The sequence below is a fragment of the Alteraurantiacibacter aquimixticola genome (assembly GCF_004965515.1).
Classification (GTDB): domain Bacteria; phylum Pseudomonadota; class Alphaproteobacteria; order Sphingomonadales; family Sphingomonadaceae; genus Alteraurantiacibacter; species Alteraurantiacibacter aquimixticola.
On sequence record NZ_SSHH01000003.1, the window covers coordinates 250,454 to 265,710 of the forward strand.

Here is a 15,257-nt window from a genome sequence, read left to right on the forward strand (position 1 = left end):
TCGACAGGCTCAGGGCGAACGGCGGTTACCGCGCATCCCAGGGGCTCGGCATGCGATAGGGCACGGTCAGGAAATCCGCTTCCACTTGCCGGATCGCCCCGCCGGTGATCTTGAACGCCTCCGCAAGGTAATAGCTGTGCGGACGGCGTATCGGGCTCGTCACCACCTCGCCATTGGTGAGCGTGTAGGAGCCCAGCGCGCCCGAATGGTCGATAAAGCCATAGGCAAGCACAATGCCCTGCTCCACGTCCACCAGCGGGAAGCGGCGCGCGCGCAGATCGTCGTCATAGCGATACCAGCCGAGCGCGAATTGCTCCTCGCAACCCAGCCGCGCGATCTGCAACGGGAAGTCGCGATTATTGGTCGTCTGCACGCCGTTTTCCACGCGGTTGCAATCGGGCGCGAAGACCGTGTTGATCGTACCGTCATTGCGCTCGATCGTCTCGAAATAGCCATCGGCGATGCGCACCAGCTCCTCACGGCTCATCCGCTCTTCCGGCGGCACGGGCGCGAGCATGGCGGGCTTGTCCTTGAAGAACTGCGGTCCGAAGGGAAAACCTTCGTCCTCATTGCGCGCCACCACCGTCTCCACGCCCGAAATCAGGCCGTCCGCATCAACCTCCATGCGGATGCAGCAAGGATTGAGCGCATCGGTCTCCTCGATCGCGGTGAAGACGGCGACCTGGTTCGCCTCCGGCTCGGCCAGCACCAGCCGGTAATTGTGGAGTTCCGTGATCGTGTTCCAGCAGCCGTCCCCCGGATCGAGCTGGACATTATTCTCCGTGTTGAACACTTCTCTCGCCAGGGGAGCCGCGCCCACCGCGCGTGCTGCCAGCGATGCCAGATAGGCATCGCACACCCCAAGCAATTGTTCGCGAGACGCCAACTTCCTCTCCCCCTCACCTTGACTTGGCGCGGTGCTAGCTCAAAAGTAACGGTCGTTAAAGTCGCGACGGGAATCGCGGTGTGCATTGTTTCCTGGGAGAAGGAATGGATCCTAGCGGAAAGCTGGCTGTCGTCACCGGCGGCAACTCAGGTCTTGGCGAGGCGACGGCGGTTGCGCTGCTTGCGCGCGGGTGCCGCGTGGTGACGCTCGACCTTGGCGGAACGCCGCCCGATGGCGCGGAATGCGTGGCCTGCGATGTCTCCGATCCGGCGCAGGTGAAAGGGGCGGTGGAGCGCATTTCCTCCACGCAGGGCGCGATCCACATCCTCGTCAATTCCGCAGGCATTGGCGGCATCGGCCCCATCGCCAGTGCGGAAGGTCCGGGCGATGTCGCAGCGATCCGCAAGGTGATCGACGTCAACCTGATGGGCGCGATCAATGTCACTGCCGAAGTCGCCCATCGTATGACCTCCAACGACCCGACCGGCGAGGACGAAGAGCGCGGCGTCATCATCAATGCCTGCTCCATCGCCAGTTTCGAAGGGCAGGAGGGCATGAGCGCCTACACCGCCGCCAAGGCGGGTCTCGCGGGGCTGACACTGGTATGGACGCGCGACATGTCGCAGTATCATGTCCGCTGCGCCGGCATTGCGCCCGGCTTCATGGCAACGCCGATGGTCTCCTTCCTGCCGGAGGATTTCGTCGCCGAACTGCTCAAGGACGCCGAATTCCCCAAGCGCGCCGGACGGGCCGACGAGTTCGCCAAGACCGCGCTCTTCATCATCGAAAACCCGCTCATCAATGGCGAGGTGATCCGGCTCGACGCCGGCACGCGCCCACCTGCCCGAACCCAGTGGTCGGCAGGCTGACAAGGTAGAGACATATGGCAGACCTTCGCCTTCCCCCCGATTTCACCCTGCAGAAGCTGACCCAGGCGCAGCGCGCTTTCGAAAGCGTGCTGGGTGCGAACAAGGTGTTCTTCGAGGATCTCGACCGCACCTCCTATCTCGACAAGTTCGCGGTGGATGACGAGGCGCATCATCCCTCCGGCGCGGTTGCTTGCGAGAGCGTAGAGGAAGTGCAGGCGGTGGTGCGTATCGCCAACCAGTATCGCCTGCCGCTATTCCCGATCAGCCGTGGCAAGAACCTCGGTTATGGCGGCACCGCGCCTGTGCTCGAAGGTTCGGTCGTGCTCGACCTAAGCCGCATGAAGAAGATCGAGTTCGACGCGGAGCAGGGCACGGTGATCGTGGAGCCGGGCGTCAGCTTCTACGACCTCTATGACTTCGTGCAGCAGAACAATCTGCCCTACTGGCTCTCCACCCCCGGCAATAGCTGGGGTTCGGTGATGGGCAACGCCCTCGATCGCGGCGTCGGCTACACGCCCTATGGCGAGCATACGAAGAATATCTGCGGCCTCGAAGTGGTGATGCCCGATGGCGACCTCGTCCGCACGGGCATGGGTGCGTTCAGCAATGCGCCGACCTGGCAGGCCTATCCCTTCGGTTTCGGGCCGGGCTGGGACCAGATGTTCGTCCAGTCCAACTTCGGCATCGTCACCAAGATGGGCATGTGGATGATGCCCGAGCCCGAGAGCCTGATGGGCATGGATGTCGAATTCGACCGGCCGGAGGACCTGAAGGTGATGGTAGATACCATCGCCCCGCTGCGGCGCGAGCGCGTGCTGACGCAGTCCCCTTCCATCGGCAACTGGATGCGCGCGGCCGCCGTCCTCACCCGACGCACCGACTGGACCGACGAGCCGGGCGCGCTCTCCGATGCGGTGATCGATGCCATCCGCAAGCAGTTCGATATCGGCTGGTGGGGCGTCTCGCTCAGGCTCTATGGCCGCGAGGACGTGAACAAGGCGGCCTACAAGATCCTCGAAGAGGCGATGGGCAATGCCGGACCGATGAAGATCACGCCCACCAGCTGGCGGCGCGGCGAACCGCTGGAATATACCGGCTGGACCGGCACGCCGATGACCTTCCCGATGCAGAATGTGAACTGGTATGGCGGTCGCGGCGGGCATATCGGTTTCAGCCCCATCATCCCGCAGGATGGCGATGCGGCGCTGGCGCAATTCCGCCGCACCTATGCCCGCTATCAGGAATACGGGATGGACTATCAGGGCAGCTTCGCTTTCGGCGAGCGGCACCTGACCAACGTGAACGCCATGGTCTTCAACAAGGACGACCCGGCAATGATGGGGCGGATAGACCCGTTCTTCCGCACGCTGGTCGCCGATGCGAAGGCGCAAGGGTATGGCGAATATCGCACGCATCTCGATTACATGGACCTTGTCGCGGGCAGCTATGACTTCAACAATAATGCCTTGCTGCGGTTGAACGAGAAGGTGAAGAACGCGCTCGACCCCAATGGTATCATCGCGCCGGGCAAGAGCGGCATCTGGCCGAGTGCCTTTGCAGGGGAGCGCGGACAATGAGTAACCTCTTCAATCGTCATTCCCGCGAAGGCGGGAATCCAGAGGCTCGCAAGCGCGGCATCCGCGGCTGGATCCCCGCCTTCGCGGGGATGACGGGGTGGGGTGCGGCAGCCCTTGCTCTCGCCGGATGCGCCGGCATTGCTGCTGCGCAGGCGGATGATGCGCCGGAAGCAGCCGCAGCCCCCGCGCCGCGCCCGGGCATGCCGCAGCCGATCACCATGGCCAAGCGCCCCGATGCCACCGGCGGCGAGGCGCTCTATGTCGAATATTGCGCCATGTGCCACACCGCCAACGGCATGGGCACCGGCCTGTTGCAGCGCGCTGGCCGTCCGCAACCCTTGCTGGAACTGCGCGACAATTTGCCCGCCGCCTTCGTGATTGCCGCAGCCCGCAACGGCATCGGCAATATGCCCGCCATCCCGCGCGGCGAGGTCTCGGACGAGCAGATGCAGGCAATCGCCGACTACCTTGCCGCCGGTCCGCATGAGGTGGCGCCATGAAGGTTACGCGCAGGGGCATGATGCTGGGGGCGCTCGCCGTCCCCGCAGCGGCAGGCCTTGCCAATTGGCAATGGCAGATGGGCGGCAATTCCTCGCTGCTGCATGACGATACGCTCGCCGCAGGGCGCCGCTTTGCCGATGCCGCGCGCGCTTCGGGCGGTTACTCGCGCGCCATTACCGGCGACATGGTGCGGCTGGGGCGAGAGGTGGTGGCCGATGCGCCTGCCCTCATCGCCGGGATCAGCCGCCATGCCGAAGCGCTTCTGCTGGGCGAAGTCGCGGCGGAAGCGGGCTATGTGCTGGCGAGCGAATTCCTCGGCAAGGCCGATGGCTGCAGCGCCAATACCTGCCATTCGCACTGGTTGCCGCTCAACCGCATGGCCGTGGCCGCGCGGGGCAATTGGGCGGAGACGCTGGCCGCATGGGCGGTCAACCCGCAGCGCGGCGAATGGCCCGCTGCTACGGGACCGGCAACAAGCGATCGCGAAATGGCGATCGGCTGGGTGCTCGTCCCGCGCGCTTGAGCCTTACTCCATCCCGCAGCTGAAGCTGCTCGCCAGCGCCGGATCGCCTTCGCCGTCATGGATGGCGACTGTGGGCCATGCGCAGAGCGGGCGCTCCATCGGATCGCGCGGCGGCGGGGGAGGACCGCCGAAGCCGCCTGCCGCCTGAACCGGCCTTGTGGCAATCATGCGGTTGGGAGCTGCCCCCGTACTCGCCCAGCTGTCGATCGTGCCCAGAGTGTCGAACTCGCTTGGTCCCTCGCCGCCGGAGCAGTGATCCATGCCCGGGGCCATGAACAGCCGCAGCTGGCTCTCGCGCTGGCTGGCGGGCAGGGCATTGTAGAGGCCGTGATGGAAGGCGAGCGTGTTGGTCGCCGGGATCAGCCCGTCATTCCAGCCATGGCTGAGCAGCAGCTTGCCGCCGCGTGCAAAGAAGGCGTCGAGGCCGGTCGACGGTACGTTGAGAATGTCGCCGCCATACTCACGTGCGAGATCGGTGTAGCTGCGGTAATCCATCGTCTTCCAGTCCCAGCCGACCTGCCCCTGGAAGACGAGATCGCGGAAATAGCTCATGGCGACGGGGAAGGGCTCCGCGCCCATGGTCAGCGCCAGCATCTGCATTTCGGAGCCGCGCGGCCAGCCGGGCAGCAGCCAGCTGCCGTCGCTCGCCCGCACACCTTCATAGATCGCCTGGACGGCCTGCACCTGCCCCGTGGACAAGCACCCTTCCGACTGGCCGGGCGCACATTGCAGGCTGGCGGGCTGGAAACCGCAGGAGAGCGGGCGGCCGACGACGCCGTCCTCAACCCCGTCCAGCGCATCGCATTGCGCGACCACCGCGCCATGGACGAGGCCGAGCGCGGCGGGATCGAGCGAGACGCCGAAGCGCTGCGCCTGCCAGCCGATCCACATGCTCTGCGTCATCAAATCCGTCATCGGATTAGCCGGAGCCATGGCCGAAATAGAGTCGAAATCATCGGGATAGCGATGCGCCGCCATCAGCCCCTGCCGCCCGCCGGTGGAACAGGAATTCCAGAAGGACAGGTCCGGCCCGCGGCCGTAGAATTCCTCGACCACGGCCTTCGCCGCGACGGTGGTGACGTGGACCGCGCGATGGCCGAAATCGACCAGCTTTTCCGGGTGCCCGATCGCCCATTCGGCGGTCAGGCCGGTGCCGACATGGCCGGTATCGGTGGCGGCGGTGGCATAGTTGCGGGCGAGGTTGCGGCCCATCTCAGCGTAGGAGATCGAGCCTGCCCAGATGCCGTTGCCGACGCCAACATATTTGCCGTTCCAGCCCGACAGCGGCAGCCAGACCTCGCTCTTGATGTCCGAATCGTCGCTTGGCGTCAGCGTTATCCGCACGCGGCAGAATTGCGGGACATCGGCAAAGGGCGATGCGGCGACGCCCGGCGGCGGGCCGAAACCCGTGGCAGGCGCCTCGAAGGCACCGGCGGCGACCACTTCGGCCGAAGTGATCGTGCCGCCGTCCAGATCCATCGCGGCAAGGTCCTCGCAAGCCGCCATAGCGGGCGCAGAAAGTACCAGCGCGGCGCTGGCGCTGGAAATGGCAAGAATGGTCCGGAATGTCATGTGATCCTCCCCTTTGTCCGCCATCTTACGCGAGGCGGGCGCGGCGAAAAGCGGCAATGGGTGATGGTCCAAGAACCGCGTTGGAATGTGCAAGTGGTGCGGGCAGATCAGCGCTTGATGATCAGGCTGTCGGGGCGCTTCCTCGGCTTCCATTCGCCATGGCCGGGGAAGCGCTGAAGCACCTCGCCATCCCACAGCCGCACGATGCGGCGATGGAAGCGCCACTTGCCGTCCGCGCCCTTCACCGCGTGATCGTCATACCAGCCGCAGAAGCGCAGTTCGTAAGGCGGCTCGTCATGGCATTCGGTGACGAAGGCGAAGCTCTTCAGCTTCACCGATCCATCCTCCTGCGGGAAGTATTTCGTCTGCGTCACATGATGCTGGCGGCCGGGGAAGCCGGGGGCATTGGCGTAATGGGCCATCAGGCCGCGAATCCCATCATGCCCCTCCCAGATATCGGGATCCTCGAACACTTCCTCGCTCATCACGCAGTCTTCGGTGAAGCAAGTGACCAGCGTTTCGACATCGCCCGTGTCGAGCGCCCAGCCATAGTCGGCGATCAGGTCCTGCAGACCAAGGCGGTCCTCGATGGAAATTTGCGGCAAGTTCTCTCTCCTCTCAGGTTGCCACAACCGTAACACTCGTTAATATCGCCTGCCAAGAAGGAGAGGGCAGTTTGGGCAAGATCATCGTCACCGGCGCGTCGGGAAATTTCGGGCGCGCAGCAGCCGAGCAATTGCTGCAGAAGGTCGCACCGCAAGATGTGGTGTGCCTGACCCGCTCGCCCGAAAAGCTGGCAGACCTCGCCTCCAAGGGCGCCGTGGTGCGGCAGGCCGATTTCGACGATCCGGAGAGCCTCGTCAAAGCGATGGAAGGCGGGGAGAAGATGCTACTCATCTCCACCCTGCGCGTTGGCACCCGCGTGGAGCAGCACCGCAACGCGGTGGAGGCCGCTGTCGCCAATGGCGTGAAGCACATCGTCTATACCTCGGTGATCGGCGGCGGGCTGGAGGACCATCCGGGCGTCGAGCAGACCGACCACTACGATACCGAACAGATCATCAAGGCGAGCGGCGCGGACTACACCTTCCTGCGTAACAGCCTCTATGCCGATGCCGTGGCGACTGCGATGGCGATCCCGGCTTTGCAGGCGGGCAGCAAGCCCGACAATGCGGGGCACGGCAAGGTCGCCATGGTTGCGCGCGAGGATTGCGTGAATATCGCGGTCGCAGTGCTGACGCAGGATGGCCATGCCAACAAGGCCTATGACGTGACGGGACCGGAACTCGTCTCCATCCCGGAGGCTGTTGCGATGATCTCCGAAATGGCAGGAAAGCCCATCGACCTCCAGCATGTCGATGACGAGGGCATGTATCAGTATTTCGATTCGCTCGGCGTTCCGCGCAAGGCATCGGACGTGGTGCCCGACGGACCGATTCCGTGGGCGAGCGAAGGCATGGTGACTTTCGGCCAGTCGATCCGCGAAGGCTATTTCGATGTGCAGTCCGACGATGTCGAGCGCATCACCGGCAAGAGACCGCGCAGTCTAAAATCGGTGCTGGAGCAATATAAGGGAGCATGGCCGGCATGATCGCGCGCATCTCAATCGCATTCGCCGCCGCATTGGCGCTCGCCGCCTGCGGCGAGGACGTGCCCGAAGTCGATACCTCGATCTACGGCGCGGGCGAGAACTGGGACAATCCCGGCGGCGACTGGGCGGAAAGCCACTTCTCGCGGCTGGAAGGCATCAATGCGGACAATGTCGCCGAACTAGGGCTGGCATGGGAATATGATCTCGGCTCCGCTCGCGTGCAGGAGGCAACGCCCGTCGTCATCGACGGGGTGATGTTTACCTCTGGTGTGCTCGGCAAGGTCTATGCGCTCAACGCTGCGACGGGGGAGGAGCTGTGGACCTTCACCCCTGAAATGGACATGCAGATCGCCCGCTCGATCTGCTGCGACTGGGCCAATCGCGGTATTGCGGTTTCGCAAGGCAAGGTGATCGTCGGCGCGGCTGACGGCATGCTCTATGCGCTTAATGCCGAGAGTGGCGCCGTGGAATGGTCGGTCGACACGATCATCGATCATGGCCGCGGCTATACTTCCACCGGAGCACCGGAACTCGCCGGAAACCTGGTGGTGATCGGCAATGCTGGCGCGGAATATGACACGCGCGGCTATGTCACCGCCTATCACGTCGACGATGGCGAGGAGGCGTGGCGCTTCTTCACCATCCCGCACGATCCGGCCGAGGGCGCTCAGGAGCATGCGGAGCTCGACGCGGCGCTGGAGACCTGGAGCGAGGAGACTCGCTGGGATATCGGCGGCGGCGGCACGGTTTGGGATGCCATCACCTATGACCCGACCTTCGACCAGGTGATCATCGGTACCGGCAATGGCGGCCCCTATCCGCAGGCGATCCGTTCGCCCGGCGGCGGGGACAATCTCTACCTGAACTCGCTGGTCGCGCTCGACCGCGAGAGCGGGGAGATGAACTGGTATCTGCAGGAAACGCCTCAGGACAATTGGGACCTTACCGCGACCCAGCCCATGCTGCTGGCGGACATGGAAGTGGATGGCGAGCAGCGCCCCGTCATCATGCACACGCCGAAGAACGGCTTCTTTTTCGTGATCGACCGCGAGACGGGCAAGGCGCTTGCCGCCAATCCGATCGTGCGCACGAACTGGGCCGATGGCTGGGACCTCGAAGCTGGTCGCCCGAACATGACGCTGGAGACGTCGGACTACACCAATGGTCCGCAGATCGTCTTCCCCGGATCGCCCGGCGCGCGGAACTGGTATCCGGCGGCATACGACCCCACGCGTAACAGCTATTTCGCGCATGTCCTCGACATGGGGAATTTGCTGTGGCTGCCGGGGCCTGTCGACAATGTGGAGCGGCAGGAGAAATTCCTCAATGCCGGTGCCGCCATCCTCTTCACGCCCGACCTTGAGGCTGCCGTGCCCACCCTGCCGCCTCCGGTGCGTGAGGCGGTGGAGAACCACCCGCAGTGGCAATGGGTGAAGGACCAGCCTTTCAAGAGCGAGCTGCGCGCGATCGACCCGATGACGGGCGAGACCAAGTGGGCGGTGGAATCGCTCGGCTGGCAGGACCGCCACGGCGCGCTCGCGACCAAGAGCGGGCTGGTCTTCCACGGCAACCTTGCCGGACAGCTCTTCGCGCGCGACAGCGATACAGGCGAGGAGCTCTGGCGGATTGACACCGGCTCCTCAATCATGGCCGCGCCGATGACCTACTCGGTCGACGGCGTGCAATATGTCGCCGTGGCGACCGGCTGGGGCGGCGGCGGCTGGGGCTTCGTGCCTGGCTATGCAGCGGCCTATCACAAGGGCAATCGCAACCGCCTGCTGGTGTTCCGTCTGGGTGGCGGCGAAGTGCCGATCCCTGATGACCTGCCTGCCTTGCAGCCTGCCGACGAACCGCCCGCGCAATATGAAGACGCGACGCCCGAGATGATCGCCATGGGTAGCGGGTTGTTCACCGCGAATTGCAGTATCTGCCATTCGAACCAGCCGCGCGCTCCGCTGCCGGACCTCAGGCGCATGAACAGCGGCGTGCACGGTGCTTTCCAGCAGATCGTGCTGGAAGGCCTGCTCGTGCCCAATGGCATGCCGCGCTGGGATGACCGGCTGAACGAAGATCAGGTCAAGGCCATCCATGCCTTCCTGATCGACAGCCAACAAAGCCTGCGCGCCCGCGAACTCGAACTGCAGCGCCGCGGCCTGCCGCTCGACACGCAGTCGCTCACAATCCTGTCCAATTACTGATAGAATTCCCTGAAGAGGAGAGACCCGATGACCCCCGAAGGCGTGAACATCAAGCACCCCGACAAGCTGTTTATCGGCGGCGAATGGGTCGCCCCGCATGGTACCGACACGATCGAGGTGGAGAACCCGGCGGACGAGGAAATCGTTGCCCGCGTCGCCCATGCCGACAATGTGGACATGGACCGCGCCGTCGCCGCCGCGCGTGAGGCGTTCGACAACGGACCCTGGCCGCGCACGCCCCCGCTAGAGAGGATGGCGAAGCTGATGCAGTTCGTCGACCAGCTCGAACCGCGTGCGCCGGAACTCGCCAAGGCATGGACCGCGCAGATCGGTGGCCTCGCCACGGCGGCAGGGCCGATGCATGCCGGTTCGGTTGCGGGCCTGCGCGGCATCGCTTCGCTGGGTGAGCGCTTCCAGTGGGAAGAACGCCGCCCCGGCATGGCGGTCGATACCGTATGCATCGTGCGCGAACCGGTTGGCGTTGTCGCCGCGATCGCGCCGTGGAACGGGCCTTTCGCCATCATGGCCAACAAGGTCTTCTACTCGCTGATCGCAGGCTGCACCGTGATCATGAAGCCTTCGCCCGAAACTCCGCTGGAGGCCTTCATCATTGCCGAGGCGGCGGAAGCTGCAGGCATGCCTCCTGGCACGGTGAACCTCGTTCCCGCCGATCGCGAGGCGGCGGATCACCTGATCCATTCAAAGCTCATCGACAAGGTTACCTTCACCGGCTCCTCGGCGGCAGGCGCGCATATCGCGAGCGTCTGCGGTGCCAACATGACCCGCGCGACTTTCGAGCTGGGCGGTAAGTCGGCCGCGATCATCCGCGACGATTTCCCGACCGAGGCGGCCGCCGGCATTCTCGGCAATACGATTACCGTGATGAGCGGACAGGTCTGCGCCATGCTCAGCCGCGCCATCGTGCCCAAGGCGCGCCATGACGAGCTGGCCGAGGCCATCGCCGGCGTGATGAAGGGCGTGAAGATCGGCCATCCGACCGATCCTGAAAGCCAGCTTGGTCCGCTTGCCATGCGTCGCCAGCGTGACCGCGTGGAGATGTATATCGAGGAAGGCAAGAAGTCCGGCGCGGACCTCATCACCGGCGGCCAGCGCCCGGCGCATATGAACAAGGGCTATTATATCGAGCCCACTCTGTTCGCGAACGTCGATAACCAGAGCCGCATCGCGCAGGAGGAGATCTTCGGTCCCGTCCTGTGCCTGATCCCGGCGGAGGATGAAGCCGACGCGATCCGCATCGCGAATGAGTCCGATTTCGGCCTCAATGGCAGCGTCTTCACCAATGATCCGCAGGCCGCCTATGACATCGCCCGCCAGATCCGCACCGGCGTGGTCGGCCAGAACGGCATGCGCATGGAATGGACAGCGCCTTTCGGCGGCTACAAGAAGTCCGGCATCGGCCGCGAAGGCGGGGATGAAGGCTTGTGGGGTTATCTGGAGACCAAGACTATCCTCTTGGATGGCGCCCCAGCCTGAACATTTCAGCGCACAAATTTGAAATAATCGGCACCCGCATTGTAATTTTGCGGGTGTCGTATTATATGAGCCTTGTCCAACGTCGTTCGCGACAGGAAATGGCCGCCTGAAAATACGTTTTCGCGCCATCATTTCCAAATTGAACATCACTTGCATGCCGCGCCCCTGATTGCGCGGCGCGCAGCATATTATTTTGAATGAGAGGTACGTTTTGGCGAAGGAAGAACTGCTTACAGTCGAAGGCGAGATCGAAGAGGTCCTGCCCGACGGCCGTTTCCGCGTTCTCCTCGACAATAACCACCGTCTCATCGCCTATACCGCCGGCAAGATGCGCCGCTTCCGTATCCGTACGGTCGCAGGGGACAGGGTACACGTCGAAATGACGCCCTATGACCTGTCGAAAGGCCGCATCGTCTATCGCGAGAAAACGCCGGGGCAGGGCCCGGGCGGACCACGCGGCCGGGGGTTCAGGCGCTAGAATACAGACGGGTGCAGCAAAGGCTGACGCCCGCAAGAGGATAAGAATGAATACCGTAAGTATGGCGCATCAACCGCGCCGCGTGCTCGGCCTCAATTTCGGTGGCCCCAAGCACAAGCGCGCATCCGCCAAGGATACCGCGCCCATCCTCAGCCCCGTGCAACTGCGACAGCTTGTCGCCGCCATGGTGGACTGAGACGAGAGAAAGGCGGCCCTCCCGCGAAGGAGTGCCGCCTTTTGCATTTCCGAGCCGATTATTCCGCAGGCGTCACCGTGACTTCGGTGCCGTCTTCCAACGTCAGCGTGCGTGATCCGTCTTCGGCAGCGGGGCTGACGGTGTAGCAGGTCGCGCCTTCCTCGCCGCCCGAGTCCCAGCAGGTGGTGCCGTCATCGCTCAGCGCCCACAGCCCTTCGATCACCTCGCCACTGCCCAGTTCGGTGGTGAAGCTGCCATCCTCGCGATTGGTGGTGACGGCGGTGGAGCCATCGGCATAGGTGACGTTCCACGTGCCGATATGCTCGTCGAAAGTCACCGCGCTGGTTGCCTGGACCGGGCCTTCCGCTGCAATTTCGGCTGTCGCATCGGCATCTTCGCCCGTTTCCTGCGTGCAGGCGGCCAGCAGGGTGAGTGCGCTGGCGGCGGCGATAATCAGTCTCATGCCATCCATTCCTCAAATCCCGTGTTTCGCTGCGATTCCCAGTCCGGTTTCACTCGAAGCCGATGGCGGCGAGCATCGCCTCGTCCGGATCGAGCTCCTCGCCATGCGGATATCCGTTGATTTCCAGCATATAGGCGACAAGCGAGAGATATTGCGCGTCGCTGAGCGATCCGCCCTGGCCCACCGGCATGTTGTCGCGCGTATAGGCGAAGAGGTCACCCACGGAGCGGCCGCGCCAATTGGTGAGGAAGGCCCCGCCGCGAAGGGTCGGTGAACCCGGCGCAGGCTGGAAGTCCGTGCCATGGCAGGCCGCGCAGCGTTGGCGATAAAGCGCTTCGCCCGCGCGTGCCTGTGCTGCGGAATAGACACCGTCACCCACCTTGCGGCTGAAGCTCGCGCCCTGCCCGTTATTCTGCGCCGGATCGACCGCAATGGCGCGGCCCGCCGGGTTCACCGGCGCGCGATAAGGCCCGGCATGGCCGATCCCCGCTTGCGGCAGGGCGAAGACGAAGAGGGTGTTCTGCGCCCCATGCGTCAGTTCCGGCGTGAAGGTATCGTTGAGCCAGCGCCCGGTGGAGGCGGCGACATATTGCTGTCCGTCGACCATGAAGGTGGCCGGATAGCCGGTGACGCTGGAGCCCAAATTCACTTGCCACAATATCTCGCCGGACAACTGGTCCATTGCGCGGAAATAGCCGCCGGCATCGCCCGCGAAGAGCAGGCCGCCGCCCGTGGTCATCAGGCTCTGCATTCCAGCGCGGGTGGACCATTCCCATGCGGTCCGCCCGTTCTCGGCGCTGACCGCATGGATCACGCCGACATTGTCCTCCGCGCCCGGTGCGATGTGCTGGCGGTTGGACATGGCATAGACGCCTGGATTGGTCGCAGGATCGAGCGCGGTCACTTCCGAACAGGTATTGGTGGAGGTGAGATACATGATCCCGGTCAGCGGGCTGAACGCGCCTGCCGGGTAATTGGTGCCGCCAGCGGGGCTGGGGCAGATATACAGCGCCTTCCCGTATTCGGTGGGCACGGTCTCGGGATTAAGAGTCACCCGGCCCGTTGCTCCGTCGATATCGCCGACAAGGTTCTGCTCGATCGTCGGCCGCGCCCACAGGAACTCGCCCGTCTCGCGGTCGAGCGTGTAGATCACCCCGGTCTTGCCGGGAACGCCGGTCAGCACCTTGTAGGTGCGGCCCGGCTCGATATCGGGATTGATCCAGCTGACCTCCGCCGGATCGGGTGCCTGTGCGGTGTCGACGAGCATGCGGGGGAAGGGATGGTCGATATCCCAATTGTCGACCATGTGCTGATAATGCCAGCGGATTGCGCCGGTCTCCACATCCAGAGCCAGCGTGGAATTGTGGTAGAGATAGGTGTGCTCAGGCCCCGCCAGCGCGATCTTGGGCGCGGGCGCGGTGACCGACGTGCCCATATAGACCAGGCGCAATTCGGGATCGTAGCTGGCGATCATCCATGCGCCGACCTGCTGCCGGTCTTCCAGCGGCACGTCGCCCCATGTGGCGTCGTTGGGATCGGACCCTTGCGCGATGGTGGGCGTGCGCCACACCTCCTCGCCGGTCAGCGCATTGTGCGCGGTGATGACGCAGGCTTCGGGGCCGCCTTCGGGCTCGCAGCTGCGGCCGGTAATGGCGAGGCCTTCGGCAATGATCGGGCCACTGCTCTGCTTGGCGCCGTGGCGGTAATCGAGGATCTTGGTTTCCCACGCGACCTCGCCCGTGCGGGCATCGAGGGCGTAGATGTAATCGTCGGCCGAGGCGGCGATGATGAGGTTGCCGTAGATCGCGATGTTCCGGTTGGTGTCATAGACCGGCAAATAGTCGCCGATATCCTCGGGCAGCTGGCGGCGATATTGCCAGATCAACTGGCCCGATTTCGCATCGATCGCCTCGATCACGTCGGCGGGCCCGGGGAAATACATCACCCCGTCATGCACCAGCGGCGTGCCTTCCTGGTGGCCGGGAGGCAGCGGGCGCACCCAGACCATGCGCAGGTCCGCGACATTCTCGCGGGTGATCTGGTCGAGCGGTGAATAGCCCCAGCTATCGAGCGTACGCCGCCAGCTGAGCCAGTCAGCCGGATCGGGGTTCTGGACCTCCGTGTCGGTGACGGGGGTGAAGCTGCCGGAGGACCCTTGGATACTCTGGCCCGATGCCTGTGCCAGCGCGAGCGAAGCCAGCGCGCCTCCCAGTGCCAGCTTGCTCATCATGCGCATGGGCTCAGTCCTCCAGCCGCTGCTCATTGGGATCGATGGGCACGTCACTCTTCAGCATCGGGTCCCAGTGTTCGGCGATCTTGCCGTCTTCGATGCGGTAGAGGTCGAACCAGGTGGAGTAATAGGTGTCGCCATTGGCGCCCGTCTCGGTGCGCACGAAGGCGGTCTGAACGTAATTGCCTTCCGCCATCAGGTGGATCAGCGGCAGTTCCAGCTTCTCCTCGATCTCCCGCTCCGGGCGGGTGGCGCGGATATAATCCTGCACGCCGGACAGGCCCTGCGCGGCATTGGGGTTATGCTGGATATAGTCATCGCGGATGAACTCGCCCGCGCGGTCGGCCAGGCCCGCCTGCAGCACTATGCGGTACATGTCATAGACCAGCCGCTTGTTGGCGGCGAGCTGCGGGTCGGCACTCGCCAGCAGGGCTTCGTGATCCTCGGCAACTGCCGGCGGCGTGGCGGCCATTTCGTTTGCTCCTGTCAGTTCGGTCGCGCCCTCGGCGTCGCCCGCTTCCTCGTCTGTCAGATTGGTGTCAGCGCAGCCTGCCAGCAGGACAGCTGCAAGCGCCGTGGTCATGATCCGCATGAAATTCCCCTCTCCGCCGCCTTCCTGCCATTTGCGGGGTGACGCGGCAAGATGGAGCGGCTAGAGGCGTTTCGGACAAAATCAACT

At 64.2% G+C, this 15,257-nt stretch carries 15 protein-coding genes; 9 read left to right on the forward strand and 6 right to left on the reverse strand.

Annotated elements, in window-relative coordinates; all coding sequences use genetic code 11:
* Window positions 1–25 precede the first annotated feature (25 nt).
* Complete coding sequence (locus tag E5222_RS12150) at window positions 26–886, reverse strand: DUF8021 domain-containing protein (RefSeq protein WP_136694060.1); 861 nt, start codon at window positions 884–886, stop codon at window positions 26–28.
* Window positions 887–990: 104 nt separating this feature from the next.
* Between E5222_RS12150 and E5222_RS12155 the strand changes: the two genes are divergently transcribed.
* Genes E5222_RS12155 through E5222_RS12170 form a run of 4 tightly spaced genes read left to right on the forward strand, consistent with a single transcriptional unit; the run spans window position 991 to window position 4,356 of the window.
* On the forward strand, window positions 991–1,755 hold the full coding sequence (locus tag E5222_RS12155; RefSeq protein WP_136694061.1) for an SDR family NAD(P)-dependent oxidoreductase: 765 nt from the start codon (window positions 991–993) through the stop codon (window positions 1,753–1,755).
* 14 nt (window positions 1,756–1,769) lie between these two features.
* Window positions 1,770–3,332: an FAD-binding oxidoreductase gene (locus tag E5222_RS12160; RefSeq protein ID WP_136694062.1), complete on the forward strand. Its 1,563-nt coding sequence runs from the start codon at window positions 1,770–1,772 to the stop codon at window positions 3,330–3,332.
* Complete coding sequence (locus tag E5222_RS12165; RefSeq protein ID WP_246021747.1) at window positions 3,329–3,832, forward strand: c-type cytochrome; 504 nt, start codon at window positions 3,329–3,331, stop codon at window positions 3,830–3,832. Before E5222_RS12160 ends, E5222_RS12165 begins: the two co-directional genes overlap by 4 nt.
* Window positions 3,829–4,356: a hypothetical protein gene (locus E5222_RS12170; RefSeq protein ID WP_136694063.1), complete on the forward strand. Its 528-nt coding sequence runs from the start codon at window positions 3,829–3,831 to the stop codon at window positions 4,354–4,356. The genes E5222_RS12165 and E5222_RS12170 overlap by 4 nt, the downstream gene beginning before the upstream one ends.
* 3 nt (window positions 4,357–4,359) lie before the next feature.
* Here E5222_RS12170 and E5222_RS12175 read toward each other — a convergent pair whose 3' ends face one another.
* Together E5222_RS12175 and E5222_RS12180 are read right to left on the reverse strand one after the other, a co-directional pair.
* Entirely contained in the window at window positions 4,360–5,928 is a 1,569-nt protein-coding gene (locus tag E5222_RS12175) for a tannase/feruloyl esterase family alpha/beta hydrolase (protein ID WP_136694064.1), read from the reverse strand.
* A 107-nt stretch (window positions 5,929–6,035) separates the two neighbouring features.
* Window positions 6,036–6,533, reverse strand: a complete 498-nt coding sequence (locus E5222_RS12180; RefSeq protein WP_136694065.1) for a nuclear transport factor 2 family protein — start codon at window positions 6,531–6,533, stop codon at window positions 6,036–6,038.
* 71 nt (window positions 6,534–6,604) lie between these two features.
* On the opposite strand from E5222_RS12180, the gene E5222_RS12185 reads away from it, so the two are divergent.
* From E5222_RS12185 to E5222_RS16575, 5 genes are all read left to right on the forward strand, one after another.
* Window positions 6,605–7,519, forward strand: a complete 915-nt coding sequence (locus E5222_RS12185; RefSeq protein WP_136694066.1) for an SDR family oxidoreductase — start codon at window positions 6,605–6,607, stop codon at window positions 7,517–7,519.
* Window positions 7,516–9,717 carry a PQQ-dependent dehydrogenase, methanol/ethanol family gene (locus E5222_RS12190; protein ID WP_136694067.1) on the forward strand — a complete coding sequence of 734 codons (2,202 nt, stop codon included), beginning with the start codon at window positions 7,516–7,518 and terminating at the stop codon, window positions 9,715–9,717. Before E5222_RS12185 ends, E5222_RS12190 begins: the two co-directional genes overlap by 4 nt.
* 27 nt (window positions 9,718–9,744) lie before the next feature.
* The gene (locus E5222_RS12195; RefSeq protein WP_136694068.1) at window positions 9,745–11,211 is read left to right on the forward strand and encodes an aldehyde dehydrogenase; all 1,467 of its coding nucleotides are present in this window, start codon (window positions 9,745–9,747) and stop codon (window positions 11,209–11,211) included.
* A gap of 211 nt (window positions 11,212–11,422) precedes the next feature.
* On the forward strand, window positions 11,423–11,689 hold the full coding sequence (infA, locus tag E5222_RS12200; protein ID WP_136694069.1) for a translation initiation factor IF-1: 267 nt from the start codon (window positions 11,423–11,425) through the stop codon (window positions 11,687–11,689).
* 46 nt (window positions 11,690–11,735) lie between these two features.
* Window positions 11,736–11,885, forward strand: a complete 150-nt coding sequence (locus tag E5222_RS16575) for a hypothetical protein (protein WP_169053577.1) — start codon at window positions 11,736–11,738, stop codon at window positions 11,883–11,885.
* A 58-nt stretch (window positions 11,886–11,943) separates the two neighbouring features.
* Here E5222_RS16575 and E5222_RS12205 read toward each other — a convergent pair whose 3' ends face one another.
* Genes E5222_RS12205 through E5222_RS12215 form a run of 3 tightly spaced genes read right to left on the reverse strand, consistent with a single transcriptional unit; the run spans window position 11,944 to window position 15,170 of the window.
* Window positions 11,944–12,348, reverse strand: a complete 405-nt coding sequence (locus E5222_RS12205) for a hypothetical protein (protein ID WP_136694070.1) — start codon at window positions 12,346–12,348, stop codon at window positions 11,944–11,946.
* Between the two features lie 49 nt (window positions 12,349–12,397).
* On the reverse strand, window positions 12,398–14,584 hold the full coding sequence (locus E5222_RS12210) for an outer membrane protein assembly factor BamB family protein (RefSeq protein WP_169053578.1): 2,187 nt from the start codon (window positions 14,582–14,584) through the stop codon (window positions 12,398–12,400).
* Window positions 14,585–14,588: 4 nt separating this feature from the next.
* Entirely contained in the window at window positions 14,589–15,170 is a 582-nt protein-coding gene (locus E5222_RS12215) for a nuclear transport factor 2 family protein (RefSeq protein WP_246021748.1), read from the reverse strand.
* Window positions 15,171–15,257: the final 87 nt, after the last annotated feature.